The sequence below is a fragment of the Paenibacillus xerothermodurans genome (assembly GCF_002220865.2).
GTDB classification, from domain to species: domain Bacteria; phylum Bacillota; class Bacilli; order Paenibacillales; family NBRC-103111; genus Paenibacillus_S; species Paenibacillus_S xerothermodurans.
The window spans coordinates 170,888-190,018 of sequence record NZ_NHRJ02000005.1 but is presented as its reverse complement, the minus strand read 5'-3'; the positions used below and the strand labels follow the sequence as shown (position 1 = coordinate 190,018).

Sequence of the window (19,131 nt, the reverse complement as noted above, 5' to 3'; positions counted from 1 at the left end):
CGTAGAAATCTCCCCCACGCACCCACTCAATTCCTCGCACAACTCGGAGCTAGTGACCCACCCAGTGAAACATTTTTCTAACATTTGGCAATAAAACCTCCTATTGGCTAACGCACCCTGGATTCAGCACAGTTGCGACCATGCGAGCGGCATTGGGTCATGCCGCTCGGATGTTGGGCCTATCCAAACAGATATTGGGGATAAAGTATGGGCAGGTTCCTTGTGCCGAATAAAATAAAACAGGCGTATCGATCGATCAATCCAGCTCGTGATGGATTCGCCTGTTTTGAATTTTTACTAGACTAGAGTTGTGGACGGCATACTATAGTGCTCTTATTCGAAAAAATTTGCAGCTGTGACGTGCACACATCACCACGCCCGGAGAGAGCACGCAACGTACTGATTCACAGTGTATTGGTATCATTAACGCGTTGCCAGTGCTTTAAGAGTTTGCGGTGCACACCGACACCGGTGAAAACAGAAACTCTTTCTCACACGTGCCGTAGGAAGGACTAACGTACGCAATTGGCTGATGTGGCGACAAGGCATCGATCGCATTGCCGGCCTCGGTCAGGAGGTGCGAACCTCCCGCGACGCTGTTGTTTTATCAAACAACTGTGTGTGATGAAACTATTCGAAACCAACGAACGCAGCCCATAAAAAAAAGACTCGATACCGAAGTATCGAGTCCCTTCCTCATTAATGATTAGTTAATGAAGTTTGCCAGGCCCAAGAAACGCTTCAACATGGTTGTAGATTGTGCGCGAGTAGCTTTCTCAGCGGAACCGATAGTAGTATCAGTCATGCCTTCGATGATACCAGCGTTAACTGCAGCAGCGATTTCTTTTTCTGCCCAAACGATTTTGTTAGCATCCGTGAACTTGCTCAATACGGATTGAGGGTTAGCAACATTCGTAGCGATGTCTGCATAATTCATAGCGCGAATGACCATAGCAGCCAATTCTTCACGAGTGATTTGAGCATCAGGACGGAATGTGTTGTCTTCATAACCATCAATAATACCAGCGTAAGTAGCAGTTGCTACAGTGCTTGCATACCAAGCGCTGGAGCTAACGTCTTTAAAGTCTGTTGTAGCAGAAGTTACAGGAGTCAAACCAAGGGAACGGACAACCAACGCAGCAAACTCAGCACGGTTGATGTTACGCTCCGGCTCGAAAGTTGTGTCGGAAGAACCTTCTACAACCAATTTGTTTGCAAGAAGCTCAACATCGGCTTGGGACCAGTGAGAAGCAACGTCTGCAAAGCTTTTGTTGGACTCAACAACAGTGTAAACGCTGTTGCCGTTACGCTTCAACGTAGCTACAGTAGCATCATCAGTCGTTGAGAATGTGGAAGGAACGAAAGTTACTTTCTTAGTAGTTGCATCGTACAGAACGCCTGTTGTTGTCTTGGAATCAACGGATTTAGAAGCATTCAAAGAGCGAGAAACATAAGTTTTACCGAAGTCAACCGCTGCAGTCTCTCCATTAGCGGCTGTAGCTACAACATTGAAGTCAACAGCTTCTGCAACCTGTGTACCGCCAACCGCGGAGATAGCGGCTTTCACGTCGTCAGCTGTTTCACTGGATACGTCTGCGATGGAAACTTTGATGTTCATGTCATCCACTTCTACATCAAGAGCTGTTGCCAAAGCATTCAGATCAAAAAGAGATACTGGAAGAACATAAGAACCGTTGTCGTTAGTAACAGTGATTGTTCTGCTAGCAGCGTCAACCAATGCAGAAGCTGGGATGTTAACGAATTCACCGGAAAGCTTCAAAGTCACATCGCCGTTTGCAAGCAGGTTAGTCAGCGTGAAAGCATTGACGGAACCGTCGGCACCTACGTTAATAGTGGATCCATCAACGCTGCCTCCGAGCCAGCCACCGCCACCGCCACCGCCACCGCCGCCACGACGGCTGTCACGGTATACGTCTTGGTACACAGACTCAACTACTTCTCCAGATGCATCATAAACCACAGACTGCACTGTTACATGGTTGTAAGCACTAGAAAGGTTAGCGCTAAAGTTATAGAATGTACCTTTAGCAGCATCGTAAGTAGTGCTATAAACAGCATCAACACTGCTGATGTGTTGCTTATCAGGAGCAAAGAAGTGTAGCTTAACTGTCTCTCCTTGATTGTATGTGTCGTGGTAAACAGAACCTGATACGTTGCCGTTTCTGCTATAGGTCAGGTTCGAGAAACCGGTAGCTGCGAATGCCAGAACAGGCACCATAATTGCTACGATGAGCATTAATGAAAGCATTGCGGAAATTTTCTTAACGATTGCACGATTTAACAAAGTATTTCTCCTCCTATTACTATCTCTGTTTGAAGAAAGGGTATTATTTTCATTCGCCATTTGTTTTCACCTCCTTTTTAGCGCGAGTTCTATAACAAGGCCGTGGCCTTTGTTAAAATAAGCAAATGCACCTAAAAATAGACAGAGTTTATTTTACCACCTATTTGCCTACATTGGTAGCTTTTTGTAACAACAAATCCATCCATAAGTTAGAACGCCAATCAGTTTAAAAAGTTGCGTTTACCAGCTTATTAATTTCGTTGCGTTCTGTAGGGTCGGCTGCTACTAATTCATCGAACAGAGGTTGGTCGGTTTTATTTTGCTTTTGCAGTGCCGCAAGATACCATCTGGCAGCATCACGACTGACGGGATCCTCAAATTTATCGGATAGATTGATTTTGAAGAAATTTATCGCAGATTCATAATTCCCGCGAATGTACTCGATTTGCCCTAAATTCAAGGATATATTGTTAGTGACGTGAAACGCACGGCCTGCAATCTGCTCTTTCGGCAGGCTTTCCAGCTTTTTCATTTGGTTCGTAATGGTATCATGCATGGTGAAGGCGTGATCCCAATATTGTCGTTGTAAAGCCGTATTACTGGCTGCTCTCGCCTTTTCCGACAGCTGCAAATCCAGCTCGATACTTCGTTCATACAGAGTGATGTCCCAAGGGAAATTATTTATATTTGCGTTGATCAGGTCGGAGGCTTTTTCCAGCTCGCCTTTCATTGCGTAAGCATGAAATTCCATTTCAAGCAGATTACGATTATGCGGTTCGCTTGCTTTCGTTTTGTTGATCAATTGCAATAACTCCTTGTAAGCCTGCTCATCCTGATTTTGCTCGTATACCTGAGCCAAGATCTGCATTTTCAGCAAAGCGTAGTCCGGATGACTGTCACGGGTACTCAATGCGCTGTTTAACGGTGCAAATATCTCATTCAGTGAACCCTGGCTGCGCGCAGCCTGGTTTGCGGCCAAAAACTCGCTGTTGGCACTTAAATTTTTGGCTGAAATGAAGAACATCACGAGGGACACAACCAATAATACCGCAGGGTAAGTTTTGTGTAGATAGCCCTTCTCTTCATCTTTGATAGCCGAGAAGCTGAGTGGAAATTTAGTATGAGAAACCATCGCGCCTAAGCTGAGAAACACGAGAGTCCCCAGAAATACATAGCTCAAGTCAAAATCGATGACACTGTGAACAAGGATCGAAATAGCTATAATGAAGAACAGATGTCGATCAGGCGTATTCTCATCCTCACTCAGCTTATTCCGAATGTATAAACCGAACACATAGACCAAGAAGCCGATCAGTATTAAAATACCGACCACGCCTGTTTCAACCAGATACTGTATGAAAAAGTTATGGGCTTGTCTGCTGACGTAAGGGTTATTCTGGTATTTTTCATAAAGTGCCGCCCAGGCACCACCACCTGCGCCAGTCACTGGATAGTCGCTGAATAATTTCATGGCGTCTTTATAGAACGTTCCTCGTTCCAACACACTGTGCTGGGCAAAGTTGATGTTCTCAATACGCTGTTTTATAGATTCCGGTAATAAGTTCGTAACGCCCGTATTACCAAACAGCAGGAATAGACCGAGACTACCTAAAACCAAAGCGGCTGCCGGCAGTAAAAAGTTCGCGTAACGCATTTTTAATTTCGATTCTACAAAGCCTTGTACAGTGTTAAACACGTATTTTTGCAGCAGCCAGATGATCACTGCACAAGCTGCTGATGATCCGATCAGGATCCATAGCCCGGTCGAAGCGGATGATAGATCCTGAAGCTTGTGAAACTGCTCTCCGATCGCGGTGATCTTTCCCAAGATTAGCAGAGATATAATTGCGGCGACGCCCAAATGAACGAACATGAAAATTTGGCGGGTTAACTTCATAAATGGCAAGAGCAAAAGCATCACGACAGGCAGCACGACCAGTCCGCCCCGCGATAGCGTGAGCAGGAATGAAATTATAATCGGAACCAACATAAACCCATGGATGAGAATGCTGTGCGGCCTTTTTCGCGTCACCACAAGATAGACGGCCCCAAGCAACATCGCAATCAGAAATGCCGCATATGAGTTAGCATATTGAAAAGTCGATGTGAGACGCAGCTGGCCATCGGCGGACATCACGGCATCCCGGTATTCCAATTGGCCGGGCAGATCCACGAACCATTGTATGGCTCGTGCCGAGCCCTCCTTATAGCCTAGCCAGTTGAACAAACCAAACCATACAACTACGTACCCAGACAGCATTAGACCGTTAGAAATGATGCGGTTTCCAATACTGCCTCTGCATAAATAAATCCCCAGAATAAAAAACACAGCGTACAATATTTGTATGTATAGCATATTCGTAGCATAGTATTGGGACGCTGCCGAGATTTTTGATATCAGATAAGTTAACGGCAGCAGCCAAACCAATATACTCAGAAGATCTCGATGATCTTGCAGCTTCCAATGATAAAATAAATATAATGACGCTACCACCAGCGCAATGAAGCCCCACACCAGTGAAGTATATATGTTACGTTCGAATTCAAATGTATTTCCGTTAAATAGCGCTTTTTGAAACGGAGCCCAGAAAAGAAACAAGGTGACAAAACCTGTCAGCAGCCAAAATAAAATCGAGTTCCTTTCTTCATTCGCTAAATCCTTTTTATACATAGCTGTACTCCTTTTGTTTTACTGTATCGCCTTTTTGATCTAACGCAGCAATGATAAAATTCGAGATTTGTTGCTTGAACCTTCTTTCGTTAAATTGATCTGCGTGCCGGCGTATAAATTGCGGGTCAAAGTAAAGGGTATGAAAATGTTCCACCGCCTCCGCCAACGAAGCAATTGAATGCTCATGGAAAAATACCCCGGTCTTACCCTCCACGACCGTTTCGAGCGCGCCGCCCTTTCCAAACGCAATAACAGGCTTGCCATTTGCCTGTGCCTCAAGCGGCGTGATGCCGAAGTCTTCCTCGCCAGCTAATATAAAAGCTTTGCATTTGGCATAGTATTCGGTAATAGTTTCATCTGACTGATAACCAAGCATAGTAACGGTAGGACCGGCAAGTTTTTTAAGACGATCGCGATCATAGCCATCGCCGATAATGACCAAAGGCAGCTTTAATCTATTAAACACCTCAATCACTAAATCTATTCTCTTGTATGGAATTAAGCGGGACACAATCAAGAAATAATCTTCCTCTTGATCCGTTGGTTGAAAACGGTCCACCGCTACCGGCGGATGTATCACATGACTTTCTCGTTTGTAGTATTTACTGATTCGGCGAGAGACGTTATGTGAGTTGGAGATGTAATGATCAACCCTGTGGGAACTTATCTGGTCCCAATTCCGGATCCGATGCAAAATGAACGGCAGAACTTTCTTGAACAGCGGATTGGATATCTCCTCCATGTACTGATGGTAAAGATCCCATACGTACCGCATTGGTGTGTGACAGTAGCAAATATGGAGCTGCGATGGATTTGTCAGAATGCCCTTAGCAAAGGCGCTCGAGGAGCTCAGGATGAGGTCGTATCCACGTAAGTCAAACTGTTCCACGGCCAGGGGAAACAAGCCCAGCATTTTCTTATACTGTGTCCTTGAGAAAGGAATATTCTGCACAAAGGAATTATGTATTTTCGCCTGGCGAAAACGTTCAGGCATTTTGGATAAGTCCGAGATGATAGTGTAGACCGGCGCCTCCGGAAATAAATCCATGAAGCATTCCAACACACGCTCGGCCCCTCCGTACTGGTTCAAATAGTCGTGCACGAGTGCTACTTTCATCGGCATACCTCTTTCCACTGGTTCAATGGGAAGAACCCAGTGTTTTTTCGTATACTTTTTTAGTTTCTGCGGCAGTATTTTGCCATGTGAATTGCGAGGCGCGAAGTAGAGCCATCTCAGAGTAATGCGTCCGTAACGATAAATCAGAAATCACATTATGCATTGCGTTGGCCCAGGCGGAGTGATCATTCGGAGGGATCAGTAAACCCGAATCTCCTATGATTTCCGGAATGGACGAAACATTAGAGCCAATCACCGGCGTCCCACACTGCATGGCCTCCAGGAGCGGCAGACCAAAACCCTCATAAATCGATGGCATCACTACCACGGTGGCCCCGCTGTAAATAGCGGGAAGATCTTCATCGTCGATAAAACCGGTGAACACTACATCATGGGTTAAATCGTTTTCTTTTACCCAATCAAAGATCGGTGTAAATTTCCACCCTTTTGCACCTACTATAACGAGTTTATGCAGTGAGCCGTATTCTTTTTTTAACAGTAGAAAAGATTTCAGCAACCCGACTAAGTTCTTTCTCGGCTCGACCGTACCAACAAATAAAATGTATTGCTCTGGCAGATTATACTTGGTGAGTATAGGTGCGCGATCGGCAATATATTGAAATTGCTCATCCGCTGCAAGATACACCACATCAACTTTATCCTCCGGGACATGCAGAAGTTCAACTATGTCACGCTTTGTTTGTTGCGAATCAGCGATGATGCGGTCACTTTGCTGCGCACTGTAAGGCACCCACTTACTATGGTGTTTTAGGATTAGTTCGCTTGTTGATTCAGGGTATCTCATGTACGCCAGATCATGTATGGTGATAATGCTTTTGCCCTTTCTGATAGGTGTGAAGGTAAAATTAGTGCCGTGAAAGATGTCCGCGTTGTTCGAAGCGGCTATATCATATGGAATATGGTACAACAAGTTAGGTTTGCATAATCTCCTGATTACCTTGTAAGGATACACATTATTTCTTAATTGAAGTTGAAAATCACGTTCTAGTGTTAAAACGTGATTTTCGCGCACACTTTTTGCTATTCGGTTGAAAGCCAGATGAACGCGCAATTCGGGATCATATGACAGCTGCTTTCCAAGGCATTCTACATAGCGCGCAATCCCTGACCGTGGACCTAACAAGGGCTGAGCATCTAAGAATATCTTCAAATTAATAAGCTCCTTCCCCTTTTAAAACGACAGGTATCGTTTTAAGCAAGATCTTAATATCGAACGCGATACTCCAATTTTCTATGTAATAGATATCGAGATGCATCCATTGGTTAAAGGAGAGGTCACTGCGCCCGCTTACCTGCCATAAACCAGTGATTCCGGGAAGAACCTCCAGTCTTCTCCATTCCCAATCCCCATAGTGCTCTACCTCGTTCGGCAGTGGAGGCCTGGGTCCCACCAAGCTCATATTGCCTATCAGAACATTGAACAGCTGTGGTAATTCATCGATCGAATATTTTCTTATGAACCGTCCTACTGTGGTCACCCTGGGGTCGTCTTTCATTTTAAAAGCGATACCATCTGCTTCGTTGTGTGATTCGAGCTGTGTAAGCAAGCTATCAGCATTCGACACCATGGATCGAAATTTATACATGTAGAATGGTTTGCCGTTTTTGCCGATTCGTTGTTGCTTATAAATGATTCCACCCTTGGAATCCAGTTTTATGGCAACTGCTGTCATCAGAAAAACAGGCGCGACCAATATTATAGCTAATGCTGAAGCTAATATATCAATGAATCTTTTAGTCACTAGCCCTAAGCCCCGCATGGGGGTTTTCACTAGCGTGACAACAGGCAGAGAATTAATGTTTCCGATCTGAACAGTGCTCATGACCAGATTATACAAATCGGGGACAATCTTTATGTTAATATCCAATTTTCTTAAATCCGTGATTAATCTATTAACTAAGTCTCTTTCCGATGGAATGGTGATGATGATTTCTTCCACAAGAGAGTTTTTCAATACCTCACGTAAGTTCGAGATGGGGCCTAAATACTTGTTATGATGAACATCATTTCGCTCGTGATCATCCACAAAACCGACAATGTGATATCCGAGATAGCTGTAGTTTGTCAGTTCTTCCATTAATGCTTTTCCAAATTTCCCGGCGCCGATAATTACAACATTTTTGCTCAATGCCCCACGCTTAGCCAGTTGGATATATACCATTCTCTTCAGTCCTCTAATTGTGCAGGCAGCGCAAATGGCCAGACTCCAGTAACTCACGACCACAAGTCTTGAAAAGTCGGTATATTTAAGTAGAAAGCTGATTCCTATGGTAAGTACTATTGCAAACGAAAACGCCTGTATCACTTTATAAAGTTCATCCGCCAAACCCGAGCTCGCTCTAAAACGGTAAAGCTGATAGCGATACACCAAAATGGTATAAATAACGGAGGATATCAAAAAAAACACCATATAATTCGAGAAACGGGGCGAGTCGATGTTCCAAAACGTGATGTCGCGGTTAAACTCCTGTGTTATTCGGTAATCGTATAATAAAAAGAAGACCACACTTACCGCTAGCACTTCAAAAAACAAAAAGGATACAGCCAGGAGACTGGAATAATTTCTTTTCATTTGAATCTTTTTGTTAATTTCTAGGGTAGGTATATAGTGTTCCTTTTTGGCTTGAACAGAAGCATATTGATAATTCAAAACAATTACCTCCAAGAGTCGACTCTATGTTACTTAATTTTATTCTTAAGCATTGGAGTAAAGCAAGCGATGCCATTGCATTTATTACCAACATTGAGGCGGATGCAGGCCGTGTATGCTATGTCACCCGTAAGTAACGTGTTCTTGCGTGATTTTTTTACCACAATAGTCAGTATACTGCTATACTTAGAATAATTAAACAGAAATTCCACAAGTGATTGCCTTGTCGTAAATTGTTAAGCTATAATGTTATAGTTAATTTATAGCATATCGTTTTATGTCGATATTTGGAGGGGTTGCAATGACCATTACCGCGGTTATTATGGCGGGGGGGAAAGGCGAAAGATTTTGGCCTAAAAGCAGAACTAATTTACCCAAGCAGTTTCTGAACATTTCCGGCAATAAATCAATGATACAACAGACAATTGCAAGGTTGGAAAAACTGATAGATATTTCAAGAATATTTATCGTTACCAACGAACTGTATGCGGAATTAATTCGGGCACAGCTTCCACTCTTGCCCTTAGAAAACATAATCATTGAACCAATTGGAAGAAATACTGCGCCTTGTGTTGGTCTGGCCTCTCTAATTATCGAAGAGAAGTATCCAGATAGTACCATGGTGGTTTTGCCGTCTGACCACATTATTCAAAACGAAGAAGGGTTTATCAAGATTTTGCAAACAGCGGTGGAAGTCGCGCAAGACAACAGCAACTTAGTGACGTTGGGCATTAAACCTACATACCCGGAAACCGGCTATGGCTACATCGAGAGCACGAACCAGGTCAGTGCGATTAATGGTTTAGAAGTTCACAAGGTGAGCAAGTTCGTTGAGAAACCAGATCAAGACACCGCGCAATCGTACCTGGAGGCCGGTAATTTCTTCTGGAATAGTGGAATTTTTGTGTGGAAAACATCAGTTATTCGTAATTATATTCATGAATTAATGCCGGAGATGCATGATCTGCTGCAAACAATGCGAGCTGCTTTTCAAACCTCGGGGCGCAACGAAGTAATTCGGGCGGAATTTCACAAAATGCCCGATCAGTCGATCGACTACGGCATTATGGAGAAAGTGTCAAATATCTACGTGATACCATGTATATTTGGCTGGGATGATGTGGGAAGTTGGACGGCGCTTGACCGAATAAACGAGCGAGATGAGCATGGCAATGTCATTAAGGGCAACATACTGAACCTTGATACGAAGCGGTGCATCATCGAGAGTGACGGCAAATTGATTGCGACACTTGGCGTTAAAGATCTAATTATCGTAGATACAGAAGACGTAACTTTAATTTGCACGAAGGAAAAGGCGCAGGAAGTTAAGTTGCTGCTGAAAGAGCTTAGAATGCAAAAACTGGACCATTATTTGTAGAAGTGCCTATTATTCATCAACGGTGAGGAGCAAGTAAAATCATGTCCAAATCAGCTTTAATCACAGGTGTGACCGGGCAAGATGGGTCGTACTTAGCGGAATTACTTCTTTCTAAAGGATATAAGGTGTATGGCTTACGCAGAAGAACTAGCGTGCCTGTTATGGAAAATGTTGAACACATAAAACACGAGATCGAATTTATCGATGGTGACCTGCTTGACCAAGGATCATTAATAAACGCAGTGAAAGTGTCTAATCCGGATGAAGTGTATAATTTAGCCGCACAATCTTTTGTTGGAACATCATGGGTTCAACCAGTGCTGACAGGTCAAGTAACCGGCATTGGTGTAACAAACATGCTTGAAGCGGTAAAACTTACAAAGCCTGCAGCTAAATTTTATCAAGCATCGAGCAGCGAAATGTTCGGTAAAGTTGTGGAAACCCCCCAGAAGGAAACTACTCCTTTCTATCCAAGAAGTCCGTATGGCGTCGCCAAAGTCTACGGCCACTGGCTCACGGTGAATTACCGTGAAAGCTTTGATATGTTCGCCTGCTCAGGTATCTTGTTCAATCATGAGTCCCCCCGGCGCGGGGTTGAGTTCGTTACGCGTAAAGTGACCGACGCAGCAGCTCGCATTAAGCTTGGTATTCAAAAAGAGCTGCGCATGGGCAATTTGGATGCAAAGAGAGATTGGGGATTCGCAGGCGACTATGTTAAAGCTATGTATCTAATGCTGCAACAAGAGGAGGCTGATGACTATGTGATTGCGACCGGGGAAACGCATACCGTACAAGAGTTGGTGGAAATCGCGTTTGGTCATGTTGGATTGAATTGGCAGGATCATGTGGTGGTTGATCCCAAATTTGTACGTCCCGCTGAGGTTGATCTGCTGCTTGGCGACTGCTCCAAGGCGAAAAATAAATTGGGTTGGAAGCTGGAAGTTGGTTTCGAGCAACTTGTTACTATGATGGTTGAAAGTGATTTGAAAAAGCTGCAGGGTCAGGCGCGATGACTCGGATGTTAGTCACCGGTGGCACTGGCTTTGTAGGTACGTACATGGTGAATCTACTGCGAGACCTTGGATATCAAGTATCATCCACTTCACACTCCAGGCCTGAGCAAGCCAATCATTTTTACTTAGACCTGACGAACACATCAAACGTGCAAGCAGTGATTCAGCAGGTCAAACCTACTCATATCATACATCTCGCTGGGCAGAGTTCAGTTCAACATTCTTGGAAATTCAAGCAACAAACCTTCGACATAAATTTGTCGGGAACGATTAATCTTCTAGACGCGATTCTGAAATTCTCACCCGATTGCAGGGTGCTGTCGGTCGGATCATCTGAGGAGTATGGCTGCGTTGACCAAAAAGATACACAGATAGATGAAATGTATTTCACCAGACCCATGAGCCCTTATGGTGTAAGCAAACTGTCCAGCGGGCTTATCTGTATGCAATACGCGAAAGCTTACTGTTTGGATATCGTTCACACTAGAACGTTCAATCACATTGGACCGGGGCAAAGCTTGGGTTTTGTCACACAGGACTTTGCTCAACAGATTGCACAGATACAATTAGGTAAAAGGCAACCGGTGATACACGTGGGAAATCTCGAGTCGATCCGGGACTTTACGGACGTGCGGGACATTGTCAAGGCTTATGAGAGATTGTTGTTCAGTAGTAGCACTGGCGAGATTTTCAATGTTTGTTCCGGAGTGGGCATCAAAATGGCGGACATTCTAAAAACACTGATCGATATTTCCAATGTAAAAATAAATATTCAGAGAGATCCCGAGAAAATGCGCCCCTCCGATGTGCCAATCCTGGTGGGCAATAATGATAAGATTACATCTGCCACGGGATGGGCGCCGCAGATTGGAGTAGCGGCCTCGTTAGCTGACATTTTGCATGATCGTTGGAGTAAGGAACACGCACAGAGGTGATTAATATCATACAGGCTTTGTGGCACTACAAAGGATTTATATTTGGACTTGTCAAACGCGATTTTAAAACTAGATACCTGAATTCTGCGTTTGGTTCAATATGGGCCGTTCTGCATCCGATAGCGCTGATTTTTGTGTACACGGTAATTTTTTCTCAAGTGATGGGTGCGAAGTTACCGAATTCCAATGATACTTTAGCTTACAGTATATATTTATGTGCTGGACTCTTGCCTTGGCAGCTGTTTTCCGAAACTATCATGCGGATGCAAAATGTATTTCTCGAACAAAGCGGAATAATGAAAAAGGTGAGTTTTCCAAGGACATCATTACCTGTATACATCTTAACGTCCACGTTGATCAACTTCCTTATCATTTACGGTATTTTCATGGTATACCTTCTCATAGTTGGAGAATTCCCGGGGATCTCTATATTGCAGATAATTCCGTTATTAGTCATTCAACAGATATTTGCTGTCGGACTAGGAATCATTCTCGCCACACTAAACGTGTTCTTTAGAGATATCGGCCACTCATTTGCTATTGTGTTGCAGTTTTGGAGTTGGTTAACGCCAATAGTCTATACGGTTGAGATAGTGCCGGACAAATTTAAAACTTATTTTGATTGGAACATTCTATTGCCGGTGTTTCAAGGTTATCAGTCACTTATTATAAACGGCGATTGGAATAATTGGAGCTCACTGTGGTTTCTAGCGTGTGTCAGTGTTGTGCTGTTATCCATTGGTTATTTTATTTTCAAAAAGTTAGATACAGAAATGGTGGATGAGTTATAGTGCCAATTATAAACGTCCAAAACGTGGGAAAAAGATATAAACGCTACTCGACCAATCTTTCGCGATTGGCTGAATGGATATCCAGAGTCAAAAGGCACGAAGAGAAATGGGTGTTACAGGACATCTCGTTTCAGATGGAAAAAGGGGAATCGATGGGCATTATCGGCCATAACGGCGCTGGGAAAAGTACGCTGCTAAAAATTCTGACCGGCACGACTAAGCCATCTCAGGGAAGTATGGAGATCAACGGTAGAGTGTCCGCCTTGCTTGAGCTCGGACTAGGCTTCCATCCTGATTTCACTGGCGTAGAAAACATTTACATGCTAGGACAGCTAATGGGTTTGAACAATCAAGAGATTACTACCGTGTTGCCTGACATCATAGATTTTGCTGAAATTGGTGATTACATCCATCAACCGCTAAGGACGTACTCAAGCGGTATGGGGGTCAGATTGGCATTCGCGACCGTGACAGCAGTGCGACCAGATATACTGATTGTGGATGAAGCATTATCGGTTGGGGACGCATATTTCCAGCATAAGTGCTTCAATCGAATCCGGACTTTTAGGATGCATGGCACATCGCTTCTCTTTGTCTCTCATGATCCAATAGCGGTGAAAAATCTATGTGATAGAGCTATATTATTGGACAATGGCCAATTAATAAAAGATGGACTGCCCGATGAAGTAATGGATTATTATAACGCGATTATCGCAAAGCGTGAAGCTGACGCACAAATTGCGGAGAGCATCGGTTTGAACAATAAGAAGGCCGTCAGATCAGGAAACAAGGATATTGAGATAGAAGAGGTATCACTAGAATCAAATGGTGCTAAGATCAATGCATTGCAGGTCGCTGAACATCTGGATATCAAAATCACGGTAAGAGCTAACAAGGAAATATTGCATCCCACTGTCGGCTTCGTAATTAAGGATCGCTTAGGCAATGAGGTATTCGGCACCAACACTTTTCATTTAAATTATGATCTCGATAAATTTGAAAAGGACACCACTTACACGGTGATCTTTTCGCAAAAGTTGAATATTGGGACAGGAACATACAGTATCACTGCCGCAGTGCATGACAGTTATCACCATCTAGATAAGAACTATGACTGGCTAGAGCAAGCAGCAACCTTCCAAGTTATCTCGGGAGCGGAAAGCTCGTTCGTTGGCGTCGTGTATTTGGATTCATCTGTTCATTTAGAAAGGGAGGTTGTGTCATGTCCGAGCAGCCCATAACCATCGAAGAGATAATGACCCGCATAAAATCCACAATGGATGTTGCAAAAAAGAATCGGAAATCGATAGAACCACAACGGCCACCTTTGAATCAAAATTATGACATGAAATATATGCGGTTACTCAGCGAAATAGAGCAGAATAATAGGAATTGGAATGTTTCCGCTGAGCATCCTATCACATCCCATCGTCCAACGCTTGGGCGATTTATCGTTTTCGGCAAGAAGCTCGTGAGGAAATTGCTGAGATGGTACATCAATCCCGCTTTTGATAAACAAAGTAATTTTAATGGCAGCGTGACTAGATCGTTGAATAATGTGCGTGACATTTTGGCAGAATTGACTAAAGACATAGAATACGTAAACGAACAGAGCAGTAAATTTTCGAGCGAGTTAGACACCGATATATTGAACAAGATAAAAAAAGTGTTCTCGGAAGAAAAGGATCAAATTATTGACAATACAATAATTAACAATATATTAATTACCCAGGAAAAATTAGAGCAGAACATTGGACGTTTAAATGAAAAGCTGGACGCCGCACTGAATTTATCCAATAATTTTGTGCACCACGAGAAATTTGAGCAGATGGAGGCAAACGTGCAGCGGAACGTTGATACGTTGAGCAGTAAACTGACGTCAGAAATTGAAAATGTGAACAAGAATGTCGAAAAGCTCGACGATTTGATAATGCTGCTCAACGCGAGAATTAAGAAGTCAGCCATTGTGAAGGCGCGACCAGCGCATAACTCCGCTGAACCAGTGAAAATGCCTGCGCTTGTCAGCAACGCTGTTGAGCCAAAGGACAGCCGTGTTGATATAGACTATTTTCTTTTTGAACAGAAGTTCAGAGGCGCGAGAACTGCAATTATGGAAAGACAGAGAGATTATCTGCCACTCTTTGCTAACCGAACGCATATTCTTGACATTGGGTGTGGTAGAGGTGAATTCATTGAGCTGCTACAGAAGGAATATAACGTCACAGTGAAGGGCATCGATATAAATAGTGATATGGTCGGCTATTGCCAGGAACGAGGATTCGACGTCGAACTCATTGATGCCATGGAGTACCTAGAGACGCTCGAGGAAAATTCATTAGATGGAGTCTTCATGGCGCAAGTGATTGAGCACTTAACCTCAGATCAGGCAATGCAGCTCATTAATTCTGTATATAGGGTGCTGAAGCCAGGCGGTCTGTTTGTGGTAGAAACCATCAACGTACAAAGTGTTTACGCCATGTCAAATTGGTTCTATATGGATCCGACCCACATTAAACCCGTGCACCCAGTGACTCTTAAATTTATCTTCCAAGGGTCTAGCTACAGCCAAGTAGAAGTAAAATACCTGTCACCCGTTCCAGATAAAGGTGTGCCCCATCTTGAAATTGAGGGCATCGATTTAGGTCGATTCAATGAATCATTGAATGATCTTAATGGTTTGCTGTATGGCTATCAGGATTATGCGATTTGCGCTTACAAGTGAGATCGGACGAGAGGTGCTAGACTGTGGAGATAATTTTGATGCATCAGACTTTTGCTGACGGCGATGCTATTGGTCACGATATTCAAGGAATGTACGATGTTTTTGATAAAATGAATGTTAGCGTGGCCGTTTTTTGCGAATACAATCTGGCTGATCCCAAATATCGCACAATTGACGCAACCTCATTACGCAAGAAGATAAAGGTCAAGAATAACATCGTTATCTATCATCACAGCATTCATTGGGAATTTGGAGAAACAGTATTACAACAGGCGAGTTGTCAGATAGTGGTGAGATATCACAACATTACGCCTACAAAGTTTTTCAAGGGATACAGCAAGAAATATGTTCAAATTACGGAGGCTGGGAGATTACAAACTCAGCGTTTAGCTGAGAATTACAATTTCTATTGGTTATCGGCCTCTAATTATAATAACTTAGAGATCCTGGGGTATGGGGTAGATGTGGCATCCACCGACGTGGTCGCACCATTTCATAAAATTGAGCATATGGATGACGTGCCGGCGAACCAAAATGTACTGAGTACACTGATTAGAACTTCGATGGTCAATGTTCTGTTCATCGGGAGAGTTGCCAGTAACAAGGGGCACAAAAGAATTTGTAAAGTAGCGAGAGCGTATAAGGAGCTATTTGGCAATAATTTTGTATTCTGGATCGTCGGTGGCTTTGATAATGAAATCTCAAAATACAACGAAGAATTGCAAAACTACATCTATAAGTGGGGGCTACAGGATAATGTTATCTTCACTCAAAAAGTCCCAATTGAAACCTTGAAATCTTACATATTGGGCTGTGATTTGTTTCTCTGTGTGAGTGAACATGAGGGTTTCTGTGTCCCTCTTATTGAGTGCCAATACCATGGATTGCCGGTAGTTGCATGTGAGAGCACCGCAATAGGCGAGACCTTAGGTCAAGAGCAGCTTCTATTCTCTGAATTCGACGAGGATTTAATAGCTAGCGCTATACATGAGGTTGCTACGGATAAAGAGACGTCTAGTTATCTGATAGAAAAGGGCAGAGAGAACTACTATTCGAGATTTACAAATGAAATTCTAGCACAACGCTTTTTCCAATTCATCGACAAAGTCTCAGGAGGCACATTATCTTGAAGATTGCTATAGCCAGTGTTCAAGTTCCATTCATACGTGGTGGGGCAGAATATCATGCTGAAAATTTAAGAGCCCAATTAGAGAAGAGGGGCTACGAGGCGGATATTATTACAATCCCATTTAAATGGTATCCGGCGAAAACGATTGTAGATGGTATTATGGCTGCGCGTCTATTAGATTTATCCGAGGTAAACGGAAAGACAATTGATCGTCTTATTGCCTTAAAATTTCCCATGTATTGTGTAAAGCATCCCAATAAGGTGGCATGGGTGCTGCATCAACACAGACAAGCATACGAGTTATGGGGGACTGAGTTCGGCGATTTGGAGCACATGCCAAATGGTCATGAAGTCAGAGAAATAATTACAAACGCGGACAATACATTTTTACGAGAGAGCAAACATATATTTGCCAACTCAAAAACCGTAGCTAATCGGTTGTTGAAATTCAATAACATAAACGCGTTGCCATTGTATCATCCACCAAGCGACTATGACAAATTGCATTCCAATGACTTTGGCGACTATGTGTTTTATCCTAGCAGATTGAATGAAATAAAGAGACAACATTTAATAATTGAGGCCATGAAATACACGAAGACTGATGTCAAGCTTTTATTGGCGGGCACTGGGGAGAAAGAGTATACAGCGTCTCTTAACAGAATTATTGAACAAAACAATCTGCAAGCCAAGGTCAGGTTATTAGGCCGTATCAACGAAGAAGAGAAGATTCAATATTATGCTAACGCTTGCGTGGTGTATAATGGACCGTTTGAGGAAGATTATGGTTACGTGACCTTGGAGGGTTTTTTCTCGGGTAAGCCGGTGATAACTCATACGGATTCTGGTGGGCCCCTTGAATTTGTGCAGGACGACGTCAATGGCTATGTGGTTGAAGCTAACCCTGAATCACTTGCCGCTAAGATTGATTCTTTGTACGCGAATAAACATATGGCAAAGGAATTTGGCCGCAATGGATTGGACTTAATGCATAAGTTGAAAATCGACTGGGATCACGTTATTGAGAGGTTGCTGCAATGAAAATAGCGTATTTTAGCCCATTTCCTCCTCAAAAAAGCGGCATCTCCGATTATTCAGTATACTTGGTGGAGGCGTTGAGCTCTTTTGCGGAAGTCGATCTATGGGTGGATGGATTCGATTTATCTAGTGAACATATCACAAATAAATTTAGGATATACGACTATGTCAATAATCCAGAACATCTTACCCTGCTAAATAATTATGATGAAATCATTTATAACATTGGGAATAATCCATATTATCATAGTCACATCTATGATGTGTTCTTGAAGTATAATGGCGTGGTCATTTTACATGAATACGTGCTCTATTATTTGATCACAGGGTATTATTTAGATCTCCTCCATGATTCCGAGCTTTATCTAGATGAGCTCATGATGAACCATGGAGATGGTGGTTATGCGGAAGGATTAAGAATCCTGCATGATTCATTGCCTCCTTTACAATATAAATTTCCGGAGAAGCTCCCTCTAAATAAGCGTCTGATCGATCATGCCAGAGGGATCATTGTCCATTCCGAGTACGCACGAAACGAAGTTTTGAAAATTAATCCAAATGCTAATTGCCGAGTGATATCTCAAATTGGCCCGAATGCTGACAATATTAACGTTAATGCCGACAGAAAAAGGGAGCTGCGACAGAAGTATAATATCTCCGATGACGATATACTAATAGCTTCGTTTGGATATGTTTCCTCGTCAAAACGAATTCATCAAGTTGTGGAAGCCCTGTCTCAATTACCAATTACGAATTATAAGTATTTGTTAGTGGGAGAAGGTGATTACGTCAAGCCGCTGTTAAAAAAACATCGGCTGCAAGATAAGGTCATCTTCACTGGTTTCACAACTATCGAAGAGTTCGATGAATTGATTGCGGTATCGGATATAATCGTGAATTTAAGGTACCCATATATGGGGGAAACCTCGGCTAGCTTAATTCGTGCTCTGTTACTTGGAAAGGTTGCTTTAGTGACGGATATAGGATGGTTCCGGGAGCTGTCCGATAAATGCGTGATTAAAATACCGTTGGATGAAAATGAAGTTGCTAACATCCGGCATCAATTAGAGCGCTTAATTGGCAATGCAGAACTACGTGAATCTTACAGTACAGCGATTCAAGCCTACGCTGACTCCGAGTTGGATCCTCGTAAGATTGCTCGCAACATTGTGGCATATTTAGGGGAGTTACAACACCGTCGCCAGAAAGAAAGATTGTTTAATGCAATCTGCGATGAAGCAGCACTCGCCCTGAATGGCATGGGAGTACAGGAAGAAAGTTTTTACGTGAAAGATGTTTCCGAACTGATTTATTCGGTGATAAAAACTCGTGGTGAATGAGCTCGTGTGAAGGGGGCCAG

Annotated in this window: 14 protein-coding genes; 9 read left to right on the top strand and 5 right to left on the bottom strand. The window is 43.1% G+C overall.

The features are described from left to right. Window positions 1-706: 706 nt before the first annotated feature. From CBW46_RS11770 to CBW46_RS11750, 5 genes are all read right to left on the bottom strand, one after another. Window positions 707-2,365 carry an S-layer homology domain-containing protein gene (locus CBW46_RS11770; RefSeq protein ID WP_089200194.1) on the bottom strand — a complete coding sequence of 553 codons (1,659 nt, stop codon included), beginning with the start codon at window positions 2,363-2,365 and terminating at the stop codon, window positions 707-709. Between the two features lie 166 nt (window positions 2,366-2,531). Then, window positions 2,532-4,976 carry an O-antigen ligase family protein gene (locus CBW46_RS11765; RefSeq protein ID WP_089200193.1) on the bottom strand — a complete coding sequence of 815 codons (2,445 nt, stop codon included), beginning with the start codon at window positions 4,974-4,976 and terminating at the stop codon, window positions 2,532-2,534. Then, window positions 4,969-6,093, bottom strand: a complete 1,125-nt coding sequence (locus tag CBW46_RS11760; RefSeq protein WP_089200192.1) for a glycosyltransferase — start codon at window positions 6,091-6,093, stop codon at window positions 4,969-4,971. Before CBW46_RS11760 ends, CBW46_RS11765 begins: the two co-directional genes overlap by 8 nt. Window positions 6,094-6,115: 22 nt before the next feature. Beyond that, window positions 6,116-7,264: a glycosyltransferase family 4 protein gene (locus CBW46_RS11755; protein ID WP_089200191.1), complete on the bottom strand. Its 1,149-nt coding sequence runs from the start codon at window positions 7,262-7,264 to the stop codon at window positions 6,116-6,118. 1 nt (window position 7,265) lies between these two features. Further along, a complete protein-coding gene (locus CBW46_RS11750) occupies window positions 7,266-8,765 on the bottom strand; it encodes a sugar transferase (protein WP_243633277.1) in 1,500 nt (499 codons plus the stop codon). A gap of 301 nt (window positions 8,766-9,066) precedes the next feature. Here CBW46_RS11750 and CBW46_RS11745 point away from each other — a divergent pair, with 301 nt between their 5' ends. Genes CBW46_RS11745 through CBW46_RS11705 form a run of 9 tightly spaced genes read left to right on the top strand, consistent with a single transcriptional unit; the run spans window position 9,067 to window position 19,111 of the window. After that, on the top strand, window positions 9,067-10,143 hold the full coding sequence (locus tag CBW46_RS11745; RefSeq protein ID WP_089200190.1) for a mannose-1-phosphate guanylyltransferase: 1,077 nt from the start codon (window positions 9,067-9,069) through the stop codon (window positions 10,141-10,143). Window positions 10,144-10,184: 41 nt separating this feature from the next. After that, a complete protein-coding gene (gene gmd, locus CBW46_RS11740) occupies window positions 10,185-11,156 on the top strand; it encodes a GDP-mannose 4,6-dehydratase (protein ID WP_089200189.1) in 972 nt (323 codons plus the stop codon). Continuing rightward, window positions 11,153-12,091: a GDP-mannose 4,6-dehydratase gene (locus CBW46_RS11735; protein WP_089200188.1), complete on the top strand. Its 939-nt coding sequence runs from the start codon at window positions 11,153-11,155 to the stop codon at window positions 12,089-12,091. The genes gmd and CBW46_RS11735 overlap by 4 nt, the downstream gene beginning before the upstream one ends. After that, window positions 12,088-12,882 (top strand): ABC transporter permease, encoded by a 795-nt coding sequence (locus CBW46_RS11730; RefSeq protein WP_089200187.1) that lies wholly within the window; start codon window positions 12,088-12,090, stop codon window positions 12,880-12,882. The genes CBW46_RS11735 and CBW46_RS11730 overlap by 4 nt, the downstream gene beginning before the upstream one ends. Then, complete coding sequence (locus CBW46_RS11725) at window positions 12,882-14,123, top strand: ABC transporter ATP-binding protein (protein WP_089200186.1); 1,242 nt, start codon at window positions 12,882-12,884, stop codon at window positions 14,121-14,123. The genes CBW46_RS11730 and CBW46_RS11725 overlap by 1 nt, the downstream gene beginning before the upstream one ends. Next, window positions 14,105-15,604 carry a class I SAM-dependent methyltransferase gene (locus tag CBW46_RS11720; RefSeq protein ID WP_089200185.1) on the top strand — a complete coding sequence of 500 codons (1,500 nt, stop codon included), beginning with the start codon at window positions 14,105-14,107 and terminating at the stop codon, window positions 15,602-15,604. The genes CBW46_RS11725 and CBW46_RS11720 overlap by 19 nt, the downstream gene beginning before the upstream one ends. A gap of 38 nt (window positions 15,605-15,642) precedes the next feature. Then, window positions 15,643-16,734 carry a glycosyltransferase gene (locus CBW46_RS11715; protein ID WP_089200184.1) on the top strand — a complete coding sequence of 364 codons (1,092 nt, stop codon included), beginning with the start codon at window positions 15,643-15,645 and terminating at the stop codon, window positions 16,732-16,734. Continuing rightward, window positions 16,731-17,774: a glycosyltransferase family 4 protein gene (locus tag CBW46_RS11710; protein ID WP_089200183.1), complete on the top strand. Its 1,044-nt coding sequence runs from the start codon at window positions 16,731-16,733 to the stop codon at window positions 17,772-17,774. Before CBW46_RS11715 ends, CBW46_RS11710 begins: the two co-directional genes overlap by 4 nt. Beyond that, window positions 17,771-19,111, top strand: a complete 1,341-nt coding sequence (locus tag CBW46_RS11705) for a glycosyltransferase family 4 protein (RefSeq protein ID WP_089200182.1) — start codon at window positions 17,771-17,773, stop codon at window positions 19,109-19,111. The genes CBW46_RS11710 and CBW46_RS11705 overlap by 4 nt, the downstream gene beginning before the upstream one ends. The last annotated feature ends 20 nt before the right edge of the window (window positions 19,112-19,131 follow it).

What these genes read in the sequence shown, in the direction of transcription:
- CBW46_RS11765 (WP_089200193.1), bottom strand. Translation starts at nt 4,976, where the DNA reads ATGTATAAAAAGGATTTAGCGAATGAAGAAAGGAACTCGATTTTATTT.
- CBW46_RS11745 (WP_089200190.1), top strand. Translation starts at nt 9,067, where the DNA reads ATGACCATTACCGCGGTTATTATGGCGGGGGGGAAAGGCGAAAGATTT.
- CBW46_RS11735 (WP_089200188.1), top strand. Translation starts at nt 11,153, where the DNA reads ATGACTCGGATGTTAGTCACCGGTGGCACTGGCTTTGTAGGTACGTAC.
- CBW46_RS11715 (WP_089200184.1), top strand. Translation starts at nt 15,643, where the DNA reads ATGCATCAGACTTTTGCTGACGGCGATGCTATTGGTCACGATATTCAA.
- CBW46_RS11760 (WP_089200192.1), bottom strand. Translation starts at nt 6,093, where the DNA reads ATGAAAGTAGCACTCGTGCACGACTATTTGAACCAGTACGGAGGGGCC.
- CBW46_RS11720 (WP_089200185.1), top strand. Translation starts at nt 14,105, where the DNA reads ATGTCCGAGCAGCCCATAACCATCGAAGAGATAATGACCCGCATAAAA.
- gmd (WP_089200189.1), top strand. Translation starts at nt 10,185, where the DNA reads ATGTCCAAATCAGCTTTAATCACAGGTGTGACCGGGCAAGATGGGTCG.
- CBW46_RS11770 (WP_089200194.1), bottom strand. Translation starts at nt 2,365, where the DNA reads ATGGCGAATGAAAATAATACCCTTTCTTCAAACAGAGATAGTAATAGG.
- CBW46_RS11705 (WP_089200182.1), top strand. Translation starts at nt 17,771, where the DNA reads ATGAAAATAGCGTATTTTAGCCCATTTCCTCCTCAAAAAAGCGGCATC.